A 15,684-nucleotide genomic window follows, 5' to 3' on the forward strand; every position below is an offset into this window, starting at 1 on the left:
GCTCCCGCCTTCGGGCGGGGGCCTTTCTTTTTCGTGGTCGTCCGGCATCCCGGGCGACCTTTGCCGCCACGCCCATCTAAGCCCGGTCAAGCCCATGGACATCACGAGCAGCCTCTCGGTCGACGACATCCTGGCAGCCTTTGTGGAGCAGGACCTGCTGGCGGGCGTCGGCGTGACGCCCGCCGCGTTCTGGGCGTCGCTGGAGAAGGTCCTGGCCGACTTCACGCCGCGCAACGCCGCTTTGCTCGCGCGCCGCGACGAACTCCAGGCGCAGATCGACGCCTGGTGGCGCGAGCGTCGCGGCAAGACCTTCGATGTCGCCGAAGAGACGGACTTCCTGCGCGAGATCGGCTATCTGCAGCCGCCGCCGCCTGCCTTCGAGATCGCCACGCAAAACGTAGATCCGGAGATCGCCCGGCTGGCCGGGCCGCAGCTCGTGGTGCCGGTGTCCAACGGACGTTTCGCCCTGAACGCCGCCAACGCGCGGTGGGGCAGCCTCTACGACGCCCTCTACGGCACCGATGCGCTGGAGCCCCCGGTGGGCGCAGGAGGCTACGACCCCGTGCGCGGGGCCAAGGTGATCGCCTTCGCGCGATCCTTCCTCGACCGGATCGCACCGCTCTCTGCGGGCTCGCATGACGAGGCCGTGGCCTACCTGGTCACCGATGGCGCACTTGCTGTCCGGCTGAAGGACGGCCGGCAGGCCAGGCTCTCGACACCGGGTCAGCTCATCGGCTGGCGCGGCGCGTCCGAGGCGCCCCAGGGCGTGCTGCTGGCGCACAACAGCCTGCACCTCGAAATCCTGATCGACCGAACGCACGCCATCGGCAAGGACGACCCCGCGGGCGTCGCCGATGTGCTGGTGGAGGCAGCGCTCACCACCATTCAGGACTGCGAAGACTCGGTCGCCGCCGTGGACGCAGAGGACAAGGTGGGCGTCTATCGCAACTGGCTGGGCCTGATGCGCGGCGACCTCTCCAGCACCTTCGCCAAAGGCGACCGCACGGAGACACGCAGACTGGCGGACGATCGTCAGTACACGGCCGCAGCGGGTGGGATTCTGACGCTCCCCGGCCGCAGCCTGATGCTGGTGCGCAACGTCGGCCACCACATGACCACCGAGGCGGTCCGCTATCAGGGGGCGGCGGCCTTCGAGACGGTGGTCGATGCGATGATCACAGTCGCCGCGGCCCTGCACGACATCCAAGGCGCGCGCCGCAACAGCCCACTCGGCTCGATCTATGTCGTGAAGCCGAAGATGCACGGGGCCGATGAGGTGGCGCTTGCCGTTCGCCTGTTCGACCTGATCGAAGACGAGCTTGGCCTCGCACGCAATACAGTGAAGCTGGGCGTCATGGACGAGGAGCGGCGCACGAGCGCCAATCTGGCCGCCTGCATCCACGCCGCGCGTGAGCGGATCGTGTTCATCAACACCGGCTTCCTCGATCGTACGGGCGACGAAATCCACACAGCGATGGAGGCCGGGCCGGTGGTTCGCAAGGACGCGATCAAGGCCGAACCCTGGCTGCCGGCCTATGAGAAGCGCAACGTCGAGATCGGCCTCGCCACAGGCTTCCCCGGCCGCGCCCAGATCGGCAAGGGCATGTGGGCGGCGCCCGACATGATGCAGGCGATGCTGGCGACGAAGATCGGCCATCCCAGGGCCGGCGCGAACACCGCCTGGGTGCCTTCCCCGACGGCGGCGGTGCTGCACGCCCTGCACTATCATGAGGTCGATGTGCCGGCGCTTCAGGCGACCATGGCCAGGTCCAAAGAGCGGACCGGCACGGACGAACTCCTCACACCGCCCTTGGCGCGCTCCAACTGGAACGCTGCCGATGTGCAGGAGGAACTGAACAACAACGCCCAGGGCATCCTTGGCTACGTCGTCCGCTGGATCGACCAGGGCGTCGGCTGCTCAAAGGTGCCTGACATCCACGATGTCGGCCTGATGGAAGATCGCGCAACCTTGCGCATATCCAGCCAGCACATCGCCAACTGGCTGCACCACGGGGTCTGCACCGAAGCCCAGGTTCGCGAGACCATGTTGCGCATGGCCAAGGTGGTCGACGGCCAGAACGCAGGTGATCCGGTCTACCGGCCGATGAGCCACGATCCCGCCTCAAGCGTCGCGTTCCAGGCCGCGCTGGACCTGGTGTTCAAGGGTCGCGAGCAGCCGAACGGCTACACCGAACACATCCTCCACGCCCGCCGGCGCGAGCGGAAGGCCCTTGGCGCGGGCTAGAGCCCGCCCATGCCGGCCAGCGCCACGCCACCATCGACGGCGATGGTCTCGCCGACCACATAGTCACCGGCGCGCGAGGCCAGGTAGATCGCCGCCGCCGCCATGTCCTCGTCACGCCCGATGCGGCGGGAGGGGATGCGTTTGGCGACCTCTTCGCCGTGGTCGCGGGCGACCCGATTCATCTCGGACGCAAAAGCGCCGGGCGCGATGGCCGTGACGTTGATGGCGTCCTCGATCAGCTTGGCGGCCATCCGGCGGGTCAGATAGATCAGGCCCGCCTTTGAGGCGTGGTAGGAATATGTCTCCTGCGGATTGAGGCGGATACCGTCGATCGAGGCGATGTTGATCACCTTGGCCGGCTGGTCGCGACTGGCGGCTTTCTTCAACGCGCCGTGCAGGGCCTGGGTGAGGAAGAAAGGTGACTTCAGGTTCAGGTTCAGCACCTTGTCCCAGCCGCTCTCCGGAAACTCCTCGAAGGGCGCGCCCCACGCGGCGCCGGCGTTGTTCACCAGGATGTCGAGCTTGTCCTCATGGGTGAGGTAGGCTGCGGCCAGCGCCTTCACACCATCAGCTGTCGAGACGTCCTGAGGGAGCGCGATGCAGTTCGGGCCCAGTTCCTCGGCGGTCTCGATGCAGGCCGGCGCCTTACGGGACGAAATGTAGACCTTGGCGCCCTGCTCGATGAAGCCCTTGGCGATCATCCTGCCGATGCCCCGTGAGCCGCCGGTGACCAGCGCGACACGCCCCTTCAGTGAGAACAGATCGAGCGCCATGCCGCGCCTCCCCTTTTTGTTGTTGCGCCGGTTCGACCGCGCCCTCAGTCCCCCTCGCACATTTGACTTGGAAGGGTCCAGCGTGGCCTGTAACAAGCGTTTGAATTTCCGGACCGCCGGTCCCCGTTCGAGCCCTTTCAAGTGAGCGGTCCGCCAACATAGGGATGCTAAGCGCATGACCGAGATCAATTCGGTGACCACCCTGACCCAGGACGGCGACGTCGCGGTCATCACGCTCAATTCGCCGCCGGTCAACGCGCTCTCCGCCAAGGTCCGAGAGGGCCTTTTCGAAGGCTTCAAAGAGGCCATCGCCTCATCGGCCAAGGCCATCGTGCTGATCTGTGAGGGCCGCACGTTCATCGCCGGCGCGGACATCACCGAGTTTGGCGGGGCCATGGCCGGCCCGAGCCTGTTCGACGTCCAGGAAATGATGGAGAACTCGCCGAAGCCAGTGATCGCCGCGATCCACGGCACCGCCTTGGGCGGCGGTCTGGAAGTCGCGCTCTGCGCCCACTACCGCATCGCCGTCCCCTCGGCCCGTGTGGGCCTGCCGGAGGTGGCGCTGGGCCTGCTGCCGGGCGCCGGGGGCACCCAGCGCCTGCCGCGCATCGTGGGCGTGGAAGCCGCGCTCGACATGGTCACCTCGGGGCGGCATGTCCCGGCTAAGCAGGCCCTCGCCATGGGGCTGGTCGACGAACTGGCCGAGGAGGGCAAACTCAAGGAAGCCGCCGTCGCTTTCGCCAACAAGGCGGTGGCCGAAGGCAAGCCCCTGGTGAAGGTGCGTGAGAACAACGCCAAGCTGGAAGCCGCCAAGGGCCACCCCGAGATCTTCGCCGACTTCCGCAAGGCCAATGCCCGCAAGTTCCGGGGCTTCGCGGCCCCGGAAGCCAACATCAAGTGCATCGAAGCCGCGGTGAATTCGCCTTCCTTCGAGGAGGGTCTGAAGGCCGAGCGCAAGCTGTTCGGCGAGCTGATGAGCGGCTCCCAGTCGGCGGCGCAGCGCTACTACTTCTTCGCCGAACGCCAAGCCAACAAGATCCCCGACGTGGCGGACGACACCCCGACGCGGCCGATCAAGTCCGTCGGCATCATCGGCGCCGGCACCATGGGCGGCGGCATCGCCATGAACTTCGCCAACGCCGGCATTCCCGTGGTCATCGTCGAGCAGCAACAGGAACCCCTGGACCGCGGCCTCGGCGTCATCCGCAAAAACTACGAGCGCACCGCCTCGCGCGGCGGGATCACGGCAGAGCAGGTCGAGCAGCGCACCAGCCTGATCAAGGGCTCGCTCAACCTTGAGGATTTCAAGGACGTCGATCTCGTCATCGAAGCGGTCTTCGAACGTATGGACGTGAAGAAGGACATCTTCACGAAGCTGGACGCCATCTGCAAACCGGGCGCGATCCTGGCCACCAACACCTCGGGACTGAACATCGACGAGATCGCCTCGGTGACCAAGCGGCCGCAGGACGTGATTGGCCTGCACTTCTTCTCGCCTGCCAATGTCATGAAGCTCCTGGAGATCGTCCGCGCCGACCACACGGCCAAGGACGTGATCGCCACGTCGATGAAACTCGCAAAGCAGATCGGCAAAGTCGCCGTGCTGGTGGGCGTCACCCCCGGCTTCGTCGGCAACCGCATCCTGGGGCAGCGCCAACGCGAGGCGCAAAAGCTGGTCATGGAAGGCGCCATGCCCTGGGACGTCGACCGGGTGCTCTACGACTTCGGCTTCCCTATGGGCCCGTTCGCGATGAGCGACCTGGCCGGGCTCGACATCGGCTGGGTGAAGGAGAAGTCAAAGGGCGAGACTATCCGCGACGTGCTCTGCGAGATGGACCGGCGCGGCCAGAAGACCGGAGCCGGCTACTACGACTACGACGAGAATCGCAATGCGAGGCCCAGCCCGGTCACCGAGAAGATCATCAACGACTTCATCGTGAAGTCCGGCGCCAATCCCCGGAAGATCAGCGACGAGGAGATCCTCGAGCGGTGCGTCTATCCGATGATCAACGAAGGCGCGAAGATCCTCGAAGAGGGCAAGGCGATCCGCCCCTCCGATGTCGATGTCGTCTGGGTCAACGGCTACGGCTGGCCCGTCTACCGTGGCGGCCCGATGCACTACGGCGACCAGGTCGGCCCGGATAAGGTGCTGGCCAAGATGCAGGAGTTCCAGGCCAAGATGGGGGACGTCTTCAAGCCCTCCATGTTGCTGGAAAAGCTCGTCGCCGAGGGCAAGAAGTTCTCCGACTTCAAAGCCTGACCAATACCTTCCCCGGATGTTGGGGGAGGGGGACTGCCCGCCAAAGAGCCGGGGTGGAAGGGCCAAGCTCCGTCCGCCGCCGTCCCAATTGAATATTGCCCTCGACCATCGGCTCCCCGGCCGATGGTCCCTCCTCACCTAACCGGGGAGGCAGACACCAAGCGAAGGATCTCCCCCATGCGTGAAGCCGTCATCGTCGCCGCCCGCCGGACCCCCATCGGCAAGGCCTACCGCGGCGCGTTCAACAACACCTACGGCGCGACCCTCGGAGGCCACGCCCTGGCCGCGGTGGTCGAGCAGGCTGGCATCGACCCGGGGGAAGTCGATGATGTGGTGATGGGCTGCGCCCTGCAGCAGGGCACGACCGGCAACAACATCGCCCGCCAGGCGGCGCTGCGCGCCGGGATGCCCAATACGGTTTCGGGCACGACCATGGACCGCCAATGTTCGTCGGGCCTGATGGGGGTTGCGACAGCGGCCAAGTACATCATCAACGACGGGGCCCCGATCGCCATCGGCGCCGGCATCGAGTCGATCAGCCTGGTGCAGAACGACAAGGTGAACCGCTTCATGGCCACAGACCCGTGGCTGAAGGAGCACGTGCCGGAACTGGCGACCTCGATGATCGAGACCGCCGAAATCGTAGCCGAGCGCTATGGCGTTAGCCGCGAGGCGCAGGACGAGTACGCTCTGCAGTCGCAGCAGCGAACGGCCCAGGCCCAAGCCGAAGGGCGCTTCGACCGCGAGATCGCCTCGATGACCACGATCATGAAGGTGCTGGTCAACAAGGAAACCGGCGAGACTGCCGACAAGGAGATCACCATCTCCGCCGACGAGGGCAATCGCCCGCAGACGACGCTCGCCGACCTGCAAAAGCTCCAGCCCGTTTTCAAGGGCGGCCGCTACGTTCAGGAAGGCAAGTTCATCACCGCCGGCAATGCATCGCAGTTGTCGGACGGCGCGGCTGCGGTGCTGCTCATGGAGCGCAAGGAAGCCGAAAAGCGCGGCCTCGAGGCTCTGGGGGCCTATCGCGGCATGGCGGTGGCCGGTTGCGGTCCGGAAGAGATGGGCATCGGCCCTGTGTTCGCGATCCCCAAGCTCCTTGAGCGCAATGGCCTAAAGATCGAGGACATCGATATCTGGGAGCTGAATGAGGCCTTCGCCAGCCAGGTGCTCTACTGCCGCGACAAGCTTGGCATCCCGAACGACAAGCTGAACGTCTCCGGTGGCTCGATCTCCATCGGCCACCCCTATGGCATGACCGGCGCCCGCTGCACGGCGCACCTCATGTACGAGGGCAAACGCCGCGGGGCGAAGTACGGCGTCGTGACGATGTGCGTCGGCGGCGGCATGGGCGCGGCAGGCCTGTTCGAAATCTTCTAAGGCGGCGTAGGAGCGCCGTCCCTCGGGGCGGGGCTCCTACCTACTTTCGCGGGTCGGCCCCGATCACTGTCGCTGATCGGCCAGGACGAACCCATCCGTAAAAGCGCGCCGCATTCTGAACGCTGAGCTGCGACGAGCCAACCGCTGCGACGCCCTTTGCGAGGGCTGCGCTTCTGCACCTCTGACGAGCCTGCCATGGTTCCATTCCCCGACACCCCCTCATGAAGCCAACACAGACCGCGCGTGAGGCGGCTTCGAGACGCACCTGATCGAACTGTGAGAAGGGCCGCTTGCGAGGGCGGCCCTTTTCGTTACCACGCTTGGGCGTCGATCTCGGCGAAGGTGAGGCCCTTGGTCTCGCGCGCCTTGAGCGCAGCGAAGGCGCTGATGGCGCCGGCGATGGCGAGGTAGATGGCGATCGGGACCCAGGAGTTGAACCGGCCCAGAAGAGCGAGGGCGATGATCGGGGCCAGCGAACCGGCGAAGATCGAAGTGCCCTGGTAGGCCAACGAGGCGCCGGAATAGCGCATCCGCGTCGGGAACAGCTCGGCGATGAAGGCCGCCTGCGGCCCATACATTATCCCGTGACAGGCGAGGCCGCCGACCATGGCCGCGATGATCAGCGATGTCTGGCCGGTGTCGAGCAGGCGGAAGAAGATGAAGCTCCAGACCGCGAGCGCGACGGCCCCGAAGAAATAGACCGGCCGGCGGCCCAGCCGGTCCGAGAGGCTGGCCGCGATCGGGATCACTGCCACCTCGACCGCCGTGCCGATCAGCGTGGCGTTCAGCGCCGTCGTGCGCGGCACGTGCAGGTGGTCGACGAGGTAGGTCAGGCCGAAGGTGGCGAAGACATAGAAGCTGATGTTCTCGGCCACGCGCAGGCCGGCGCCGATGGCGATTCCGCCAGGGCGCTCGCGGATGGCGTCGACCAAAGGCGCGCGCGGCGGGGCGCCGGCGTCCTCGAGCGCCTGCTGGAAAAGCGGACTTTCGGCCAGGGTCGTGCGGACCCAGTAGCCCACGGCGACCAGCACGACCGACAGCAGGAACGGCACGCGCCAGCCCCAGGCCAGGAAGTCGGCGTTCGATTGCACGGCGGACATCACCGTCAACACCGCGGCGGCCAGCAGATTGCCGGCCGGCACGCCGGCCTGCGGCCAGCCGGCCCAGAAGCCGCGCCGCTTCGCCTCCCCGTACTCGGTGACCATCAGCACCGCCCCGCCCCACTCGCCGCCGACGGCGAAGCCTTGCACCAGGCGCAGCAGCACCAGGCCCAAGGGCGCGAAGACGCCGACCTGCGCAAAGGTCGGCAGGAGCCCGATGAGGAAGGTCGAGCCGCCCATCATGATCAGGCTCAGCATCAGGAGCTGTTTGCGCCCGATTCGGTCCCCGAAGTGGCCGAAGACCACCCCGCCCAGCGGCCGGGCCAGAAAGCCCAGGGCGTAGGTTGCGAAGGCCAGCATGGTGCCGGTGAGCGGATCGGCCCTCGGAAAGAACAGCTTGCCGAACACCAGGGCAGAGGCGGAGCCGTAGAGGAAGAAGTCGTACCACTCGATGGTGGTGCCGATCATGCTGGCCAGCACAACCTTGCGCATGGTGGACGGCGACGCGAGGTCGGCGGCGGTTGTGGTCGTCAAGTGGAACCCTCCCGATGCGGCCCGCTCTGGCGGCGGACTCGCTGGCGAGCGAGGAGAGCGCGATACGTCAGAGCGCACAAGTCGCGACTCTTCATGCCGTCATTTCCCGGCCTTCCCGGACGATGCATCGGGGAGGCGTTTCCCGGTCGCTAGGCGAAATCGCGCGCGAGCTCGGCCCGGGTCGCCGGTGTGAAGCCCGCGAGGTGGCTGTAGGCCTCGTGGCTGCAACCGACCAGGACCTGGATCGCCGGATCGCGGAAGTGGGCGATCTGGTCGGCGGTCAGGTTAAAGCGCAGGAAGTGCACGGAGGAGGTCTTGCCGTCCTCCCGCGTACGCTCGACATCGCCCTCGGGCACGCCCGCGGCGCGCTCCGATCCGACCTGGATGAAGAAGCAGTCCTCGACGCCGCCTAGCCTCGCCAGCGTGGCCTCGCGACGGACCGGGTCATCGATCTCGAACATGATGGTCGCCACCAGTTCCGAGCCTTGGGGGATCAGCGGGTTGTAGGCGGCCAGTTCGTCGGGAACCTGCTCGGCGCCGCCCTTTTCGGTAAGCAGCATCTCCTGCACCTGGAAGAGCATGGTCTCGTAGCACTCGAAAAGGACCGTGCAGACCGGGCCAAGCGCGCTGCGGCGCAGGCGCTTCACCGGCAGCAGGCTCTGGCGGCGCTCGCGACGCTCCCGGGCGTAGTCGATGTCGGAGATCAGGTCGGCGGGCGTGATCTGGCGCTGATCGGCGGGCATGGGGTTCCTTCTACACCGCCCCGTAGGCGCGGGCGAAGATCTCGATCGGATGGGCCTGGCGTGGGGCGGCATGCGCCGCATCGGCCGTCTCGGCGACGAGCAGCTGGCCCAGGTGCTTGCAGGCGAGCGGACAGTCGGAGCACAGCGTGTCGGTCCCCTTGGCGGCGATCTGGCGTGCGGTTGGGCGGCCGACCTTTCGGGCGACCGGCGCGGTCTCCTTCATCACCCCGAAGGTGCCGCCGTGGCCGGAGCAGCGCTCGACCAGCTCGACGCGAGTTTCCGGAATAAGCCGCAGCATCTCGGCGGACTTGGCGCCCATGTTCTGGGCCCGAGCGTGGCAGGCGTGGTGCAAGGTGATCCCGCCTTCGACCGGGGTCAGGCCCGCGGCGAGGCCAAAGGACTTCTGCAGGTCGACCACATATTCGCAGATGTCCTTGGTCGCGGCGGAGAGGGCGGCGACGGCCTTGTTCTGCGGCTCGATCAACGGCCACTCGAACTTCATCATCAGGCCGCAGGAGGCGGTCAGGGCCACCACGTCGTAGCCGTCTTCGATGAGCGGCTGGAAGATCCCGGCCACGCGGCCTGCGCGGCCGGCCACGTCCGCAAGGTTACCGGCCTCGAGCTGCGGCATGCCGCAGCATTCGGGATAGACCAGCTTCACCTCGACGCCTTGCAACGCCAGTACGCGGGCCGCAGCCACGGCGGTGTCCGGCTCGTTGTAGTCGACGAAACAGGTGGCATAGAGCGCGACCTTCCGCCGCCCGAACGCCGGACCCGCGGGGTTGGGCGCCAGCGGGCTCTTCAACCGGTCCGTCGCGGACTTCGAACTGTACTTGGGGAGTTCGACGTTGGCGTCGATTTGCGCGATCGCCTCGAGGAGTTTGCGTAGCGGCGTATTCTTCCGTGCACTGATGGAATTGGCGAGGCCCGCGACCGGCTTGGCGAGTTTGCCGTTGCGATCGGTCATGCCCAGTTGTTCGCGAACGAAATCCCGTTCGCCCTCCCGACGCTTGGCCGCGCGGTAGCGGACGATCAGGTGCGGGATGTCGATGTCGAAGGCGTGCGGCGGTACATAGGGGCACTTAGTCAGGAAGCACATGTCGCAAAGCGTGCAGGCCTCATCGACCCTGGCGTAGGCCGACTTCGGCACGCTGTCGAGCTCGCCTGTCGGGCTCTCGTCGATGACGTCGAACAGGCGCGGAAAGCTGTCGCACAGATTGAAGCAGCGGCGGCAGGTGTGACAGACGTCGAACTGCCGTTCCATCTCGGCCTCGACCTTAGCGAGGTCGTAGTAGTCGTCATCGCGCCAGGCGATCGGATGCCGAAACGGCGCGTCGAGGCTGCCCTCCCGTGGAGGACCGTTCTTGGCGTCTCTCACCTCGTCATCGCTCACTATGGGCCTGCCGCGTCAATGGACGGCGGCGACCCGAAGGCCGCCGCCTTGGAAACAATCCGGAGAAGGCCTGCGATCAGTCGAGGGCGTCCAGCGCGCGCTGGAAACGGCCGGCGTGAGACTTCTCAGCCTTGGCGAGGGTCTCGAACCAGTCGGCGATTTCGTCGAACCCTTCGTCGCGGGCCGTGCGGGCCATGCCCGGGTACATGTCGGTGTACTCATGCGTCTCCCCGGCGATGGCGGCTTTAAGGTTCAGCGAGGTGCCGCCGATCGGCAGGCCGGTGGCCGGGTCGCCGACGGCTTCCATGAATTCGAGGTGGCCATGGGCGTGGCCGGTCTCGCCTTCCGCCGTCGAGCGGAACACCGCGGCGACGTCGTTGTAGCCTTCCACGTCGGCCTTCTGAGCGAAGTAGAGGTAGCGCCGGTTCGCCTGGCTCTCGCCGGCGAAGGCTGCCTTGAGGTTGTCGAGGGTTTTGCTGGTCGCAAGGCTCATGGTCTCTCCCTGATCTGGCGGCGGCCGGCCGACGGCGTGGCCCCACGCTTCAATGCCGCACTATGGGCCTCAGGGACAATAGAGCTTAGGTATGGAAGGAAGCCACTGCCGCCGCCTCGGATGACACCTAGCGGTCAGCATCCAGGATTCAAGGCAAGGGCGGCATTCAGCGGAATGCCGCCCCCAGCCGGGTGCGAACCAGGTCCGCGTTACGCCAGATCGTAGCGGTCGGCGTTCATCACCTTGGTCCAGGCGGCCACGAAGTCCTTGACGAAGGTTTCCTGTGCGTCGGCTGAGGCGTAGACCTCGGCCAACGCCCGCAGTTCAGAGTGCGAGCCGAAGATCAGATCGACCCGTGAACCGGTCCATTTAACCGCCTTGCTCTTACGGTCGCGGCCCTCGAACTGGTTCTCCTTATCGGTGGCCTGCCATTCGGTGGCCATGTCGAGCAGGTTGACAAAGAAGTCATTGCTCAGCTTGCCGGGCGCTGTGGTGAAGACGCCCTGCTTGGAGCCGGCGGCGTTGGCGCCCAGGACACGCAGGCCGCCGACCAGGACCGTCATCTCCGGCGCGCTCAGCCGCAAGAGCTGGGCGCGATCGACCAGGGCCTCTTCAGGCGCCATGAACTGTTCGCCGGCGCGGTAGTTGCGAAAGCCGTCAGCGATCGGTTCGAGCGGGGCGAAGGAGTCTGCGTCGGTCTGGTCCTGGGACGCGTCCATACGGCCCGGTGTGAACGGCGCGGCGACATCGGTCCCGGCGTCCTTGGCCGCCTTTTCGATCGCCGCTGAGCCGCCCAGCACGATCAGGTCGGCCAGCGAGACCTTCTTGCCGCCCGAAGCCGCGCCATTGAACCGGGCCTGGATCGCCTCGAGTCCTTGCAGCACCTTGGCAAGTTCGGGCGGATTGTTGACCGCCCAATCCTTCTGAGGCGCGAGGCGGACGCGGCCGCCGTTGGCGCCGCCCCGCTTGTCGGACCCGCGGAATGTCGAGGCCGACGCCCAGGCAGCCCCGACCAGCTGAGGCACGGTGAGGCCGGAGGCCAGGATCTCCGTCTTGAGGGCGGCGATGTCCTTGGCGTCGACGAGAGGATGGTCCACGGCCGGGATCGGATCCTGCCAGATCAGACGTTCCTTCGGGACGAGCGGGCCGAGGTAGCGCTGGATCGGGCCCATGTCGCGGTGGGTCAGCTTGAACCAGGCGCGGGCGAAGGCGTCGGCGAACTGATCGGGGTGCTCATGGAAGCGCTTCGAGATCTTCTCATAGGCGGGATCGAACCTCAGTGAGAGGTCGGTGGTGAGCATCGTGGGCACACGCTTCCTGCCACTATCGTGTGCGTCAGGAATGTCGGCGGCCGCGCCCTTGGCCTGCCACTGCTGGGCGCCGGCCGGGCTCTTGGTCAGTTCCCATTCGTTGTTGAAGAGGTTGTCGAAGAAGTTGTTGCTCCACTTGGTCGGCGTCTGGCTCCAGGTGACCTCCGGACCGCCGGTGATGGCGTCCGCGCCCATACCGGCGCCGTACTTGCTGCGCCAGCCGAGGCCCTGGTCCTCGATCGCCGCGCCTTCCGGTTCAGGGCCGATTAAGGACGGGTCGCCAGCGCCGTGGGTCTTGCCGAAGGTGTGGCCGCCGGCGATCAGGGCGACCGTTTCCTCGTCGTCCATGGCCATGCGGGCGAAGGTCTCGCGGATATCATGCGCGGCCGCGACAGGGTCGGGATTGCCGTTGGGCCCTTCGGGATTGACATAGATCAGGCCCATCTGCACGGCCCCCAGGGTCTTGTGCAGCTGACGCTCGCCGCTGTAGCGCTCGTCGCCGAGCCAGCTGCCTTCGGGACCCCAATAAAGTTCCTCGGGCTCCCACGTGTCAGGCCGACCGCCGGCGAAGCCGAAGGTCTTGAAGCCCATGGACTCCAGGGCGACGTTGCCGACCAGGACATAGAGGTCGGCCCAGGAAATCTTGCGGCCGTACTTCTGCTTGATCGGCCACAAGAGGCGGCGGGCCTTGTCGAGGTTGGCGTTGTCCGGCCAGCTGTTGAGGGGGGCGAAGCGTTGCTGGCCGCCGCCCGCGCCGCCGCGGCCATCGGAAACGCGATAGGTGCCCGCACTGTGCCACGCCAGACGGATGAACAGGCCGCCGTAGTGGCCGAAGTCCGCAGGCCACCAGTCCTGGGAGTCCGTCATCAGGGCATGCAGGTCCCGGATCACGGCGTCGAGGTCGAGGGTCTTGAACTCCTTGGCGTAGTCGAACGCCTCGCCCATCGGATTGGAGCGCGGCGAGTGCTGATTGAGGCCTTCGAGGCGCAGGGTGCCAGGCCACCAGTCACGATTGCCCTTGTGGGAGGGTCCGTGAGCCACCGGGCATTTGGCCGCAGCGTCGTCTGCCATGTCTCTCTCCCATCCAAGTTGGCCGCGCAGGGCGCTCAGGGCGAGCGGAATGCGAGCGTGTCGGACAGACAAGGCCCACTACGTGATCTTGTAAAATCGATTGTTGGCATGGATTGTATCGAGAAAATCTATGGTCCCGATCTTCGCGTGGGCGAACGGCTCAGACTCGAACTGACAATCAGCGGGTCGGGCAAGGACGGCAACGAGTACTATCTGCTGAACGGCGAGAAGGGGTTGAAGCCGAAGAAACGCTCAACGGACCCGAAGGCGAAGATCTCGAACGCGCCCGCAAGGAAACCGGGGAACGTGGCGGCATGCCCGAGCGCTGAGCCGGCGGCGCATCTTCAACCAACTGGTTGACAATCGGGGTCCGAACTCTATATTCAACCACATGGTTGAATTAGACATGACCTCAGCTGGCCGGCTTGACGCCGTCTTCCACGCACTCGGCGATGCGACGCGCCGCAACATGCTCCGCGACTTGGCCGGCGGCCGACGTAGCGTCGGTGAGCTGGCCGCGCCTTTCGACATTTCATTGGCCGCGGCCTCCAAGCACATCAAGGCGCTGGAAAAAGCCGGCCTCGTGCGCCGCGAGGTCCGCGGGCGCACCCACATCTGCCGACTGGAAGCCAGCCCGCTCGAGGACGCCCACGATTGGATTCGCTTCTACGAACGCTTCTGGAGCGCTCGCCTCGACGCCCTCGAAGACCTGCTTCGCCGCCAGGACGCTCAAAATCCGAAGGGAGACGACAAATGACCGACGCCACGACCATCGGCGCCTATGGCCAACAGATTGAAGCCGCCACCGTGCGGATGGAGCGAATGCTGCCCGGTCCGATCGAGCGCCTCTGGGACTACCTCACCAAGAGTGAGTTGCGCGGCCGGTGGCTGGCCACGGGAGACATGGACCTGCAGGTCGGCGGCAAGGTCGAGCTGACGTGGCGCAACGACGAGTTGACCGGCCAACATGAGGGCCGCCCAGAGAGCATCCCGGCGGTTCACAGCATGGAGACGACGATCATCCGCATAGACCCACCGCGCCTCTTGGCGTTCGGGTGGACCGGCGGAAGCGACGTGACCTTCGAACTGGAGCCAATCGGATCGGAGGTGAAGCTCACCGTGACCCATAGGCGCGCGCGCGACCGTGGCCAACTGCTCGGCGTCTCGGCCGGCTGGCATGCGCACCTGGATGTGCTGGAGGCGCGCCTGCGCGGCGGCGAGCCTCCCATGTTCTGGTCGAATTGGACCCGCCTGAAGGCTGACTACGAAAAGCGCCTGACCTAGGCGCGCCCTCCCCCCGGCGCATCCGGCGCGCCAACCGAAAGGAGCCCACCATGCAGACCCCATCGATCGTCTCCGCTCAGGACTGGGAGGCCGCGCGCCAGCAGCTGCTCTCGAGGGAGAAGGCGTTGACCCACGCTCGTGACGCGCTTGCCGCCGAGCGCCGTCGGATGCCCTGGCTGGCCGTGGAGAAGGCCTATGCATTCGACGGGCCCGAGGGGAAGGCGAGCCTTCTCGATCTGTTCGCCGGTCGCCATCAGCTGATTATCTACCGCGCCTTCTTTGAGCCCGGGGTATTCGGCTGGCCTGACCATGCCTGCCGGGGCTGCTCGATGGTGGCCGACCAGGTCGCACATGTCGCCCACCTGAACGCCCGAGACACCACCCTCGCGTTCGCCTCGCGCGCGCCGCAGGCCGATATTGCCCGCCTGAAGGCGAAGATGGGCTGGGAGATACCCTGGTACACCATCACAGACGGCTTCGATGCGGACTTCGGCGTGGACGAGTGGCACGGCACCAATGTGTTCCTTCGCGACGGCGAACGCGTGTTCCGCACGTACTTCATCAACAGCCGTGGCGACGAGGCGATGGGGAGCACTTGGAGCTATCTCGACATAACGCCGCTTGGTCGCCAGGAAACCTGGGAAGACTCGCCGGCCGGTTATCCGCAGACGGCGCCCTACAAGTGGTGGAACTGGCACGACAGCTACGCCCCCGACGCCCCTCCCGACCCCAAATGGGTCAAGGTCTCGGACGCTGGCGAGGCCGCGTGGAAGAACCGCGACGCAAGGGCCAAGGCGTGAACGAAGCCCATCCCGGCGGGTCTGGCGCGAGCTGCCATGGAGCCGGCGCCACAGCTCCCGGCGCGGCCGACTGGCTCCGCCTCGCGGCCGCGCCGACCTTTGCGATCATGGCGCTGCTGACGGGCATTCTTGGCGCCGGCCGGGGAAACACGCTCTGTGCCGGAGGGCAGGACGCGCCGGCGCTGGGAGGAATGCTGACAATGTACCTGTTGATGAGCGCCTTTCATTCGGCGCCTTGGCTGAAGCTGATCTCGGGGCAGCGAGGCGGTATCCAGGCTGACTGACGACAGCCTTG

The 15,684-nt window shown here is 66.3% G+C and carries 14 protein-coding genes; 8 read left to right on the plus strand and 6 right to left on the minus strand.

Annotated features, from left to right (window positions below; all coding sequences use genetic code 11):
* Positions 1-94 precede the first annotated feature (94 nt).
* Complete coding sequence (locus VGI62_RS22000) at positions 95-2,245, plus strand: malate synthase G (RefSeq protein WP_331506739.1); 2,151 nt, start codon at positions 95-97, stop codon at positions 2,243-2,245.
* Here the strand turns inward: VGI62_RS22000 and VGI62_RS22005 are convergent.
* Complete coding sequence (locus VGI62_RS22005) at positions 2,242-3,018, minus strand: SDR family oxidoreductase (RefSeq protein ID WP_331506740.1); 777 nt, start codon at positions 3,016-3,018, stop codon at positions 2,242-2,244. The genes VGI62_RS22000 and VGI62_RS22005 overlap by 4 nt on opposite strands.
* Positions 3,019-3,193: 175 nt before the next feature.
* Here VGI62_RS22005 and VGI62_RS22010 point away from each other — a divergent pair, with 175 nt between their 5' ends.
* Positions 3,194-5,278, plus strand: a complete 2,085-nt coding sequence (locus tag VGI62_RS22010) for a 3-hydroxyacyl-CoA dehydrogenase NAD-binding domain-containing protein (protein WP_331506742.1) — start codon at positions 3,194-3,196, stop codon at positions 5,276-5,278.
* Positions 5,279-5,455: 177 nt separating this feature from the next.
* The gene (locus tag VGI62_RS22015) at positions 5,456-6,661 is read left to right on the plus strand and encodes an acetyl-CoA C-acyltransferase (RefSeq protein ID WP_331506744.1); all 1,206 of its coding nucleotides are present in this window, start codon (positions 5,456-5,458) and stop codon (positions 6,659-6,661) included.
* A gap of 311 nt (positions 6,662-6,972) precedes the next feature.
* Here the strand turns inward: VGI62_RS22015 and VGI62_RS22020 are convergent, their stop codons facing one another.
* The 5 genes from VGI62_RS22020 to katG all read right to left on the minus strand — a co-directional run bounded on the left by VGI62_RS22020 (position 6,973) and on the right by katG (position 13,305).
* Entirely contained in the window at positions 6,973-8,295 is a 1,323-nt protein-coding gene (locus VGI62_RS22020; RefSeq protein ID WP_331506746.1) for an MFS transporter, read from the minus strand.
* A 149-nt stretch (positions 8,296-8,444) separates the two neighbouring features.
* Complete coding sequence (locus VGI62_RS22025; RefSeq protein WP_331506747.1) at positions 8,445-9,038, minus strand: DUF3501 family protein; 594 nt, start codon at positions 9,036-9,038, stop codon at positions 8,445-8,447.
* Positions 9,039-9,048: 10 nt separating this feature from the next.
* Complete coding sequence (locus VGI62_RS22030; protein WP_331506748.1) at positions 9,049-10,431, minus strand: heterodisulfide reductase-related iron-sulfur binding cluster; 1,383 nt, start codon at positions 10,429-10,431, stop codon at positions 9,049-9,051.
* A 76-nt stretch (positions 10,432-10,507) separates the two neighbouring features.
* The gene (locus VGI62_RS22035; RefSeq protein WP_331506750.1) at positions 10,508-10,924 is read right to left on the minus strand and encodes a rubrerythrin family protein; all 417 of its coding nucleotides are present in this window, start codon (positions 10,922-10,924) and stop codon (positions 10,508-10,510) included.
* Between the two features lie 209 nt (positions 10,925-11,133).
* A complete protein-coding gene (gene katG / locus VGI62_RS22040; protein WP_331506752.1) occupies positions 11,134-13,305 on the minus strand; it encodes a catalase/peroxidase HPI in 2,172 nt (723 codons plus the stop codon).
* Positions 13,306-13,362: 57 nt separating this feature from the next.
* Between katG and VGI62_RS22045 the strand changes: the two genes are divergently transcribed.
* The 5 genes from VGI62_RS22045 to VGI62_RS22065 are packed head-to-tail and all read left to right on the plus strand — an operon-like array spanning position 13,363 to position 15,673.
* On the plus strand, positions 13,363-13,665 hold the full coding sequence (locus tag VGI62_RS22045) for a hypothetical protein (protein WP_331506753.1): 303 nt from the start codon (positions 13,363-13,365) through the stop codon (positions 13,663-13,665).
* Positions 13,666-13,711: 46 nt separating this feature from the next.
* Positions 13,712-14,062, plus strand: a complete 351-nt coding sequence (locus VGI62_RS22050; protein ID WP_331506754.1) for a metalloregulator ArsR/SmtB family transcription factor — start codon at positions 13,712-13,714, stop codon at positions 14,060-14,062.
* Complete coding sequence (locus VGI62_RS22055; RefSeq protein ID WP_331506755.1) at positions 14,059-14,589, plus strand: SRPBCC family protein; 531 nt, start codon at positions 14,059-14,061, stop codon at positions 14,587-14,589. The genes VGI62_RS22050 and VGI62_RS22055 overlap by 4 nt, the downstream gene beginning before the upstream one ends.
* Before the next feature lie 50 nt (positions 14,590-14,639).
* Positions 14,640-15,389, plus strand: a complete 750-nt coding sequence (locus VGI62_RS22060; RefSeq protein ID WP_331506756.1) for a DUF899 domain-containing protein — start codon at positions 14,640-14,642, stop codon at positions 15,387-15,389.
* Entirely contained in the window at positions 15,386-15,673 is a 288-nt protein-coding gene (locus VGI62_RS22065) for a hypothetical protein (protein WP_331506757.1), read from the plus strand. The genes VGI62_RS22060 and VGI62_RS22065 overlap by 4 nt, the downstream gene beginning before the upstream one ends.
* Positions 15,674-15,684: the final 11 nt, after the last annotated feature.

It is taken from the genome of Phenylobacterium sp. (genome assembly GCF_036495085.1).
GTDB lineage: Bacteria > Pseudomonadota > Alphaproteobacteria > Caulobacterales > Caulobacteraceae > Phenylobacterium.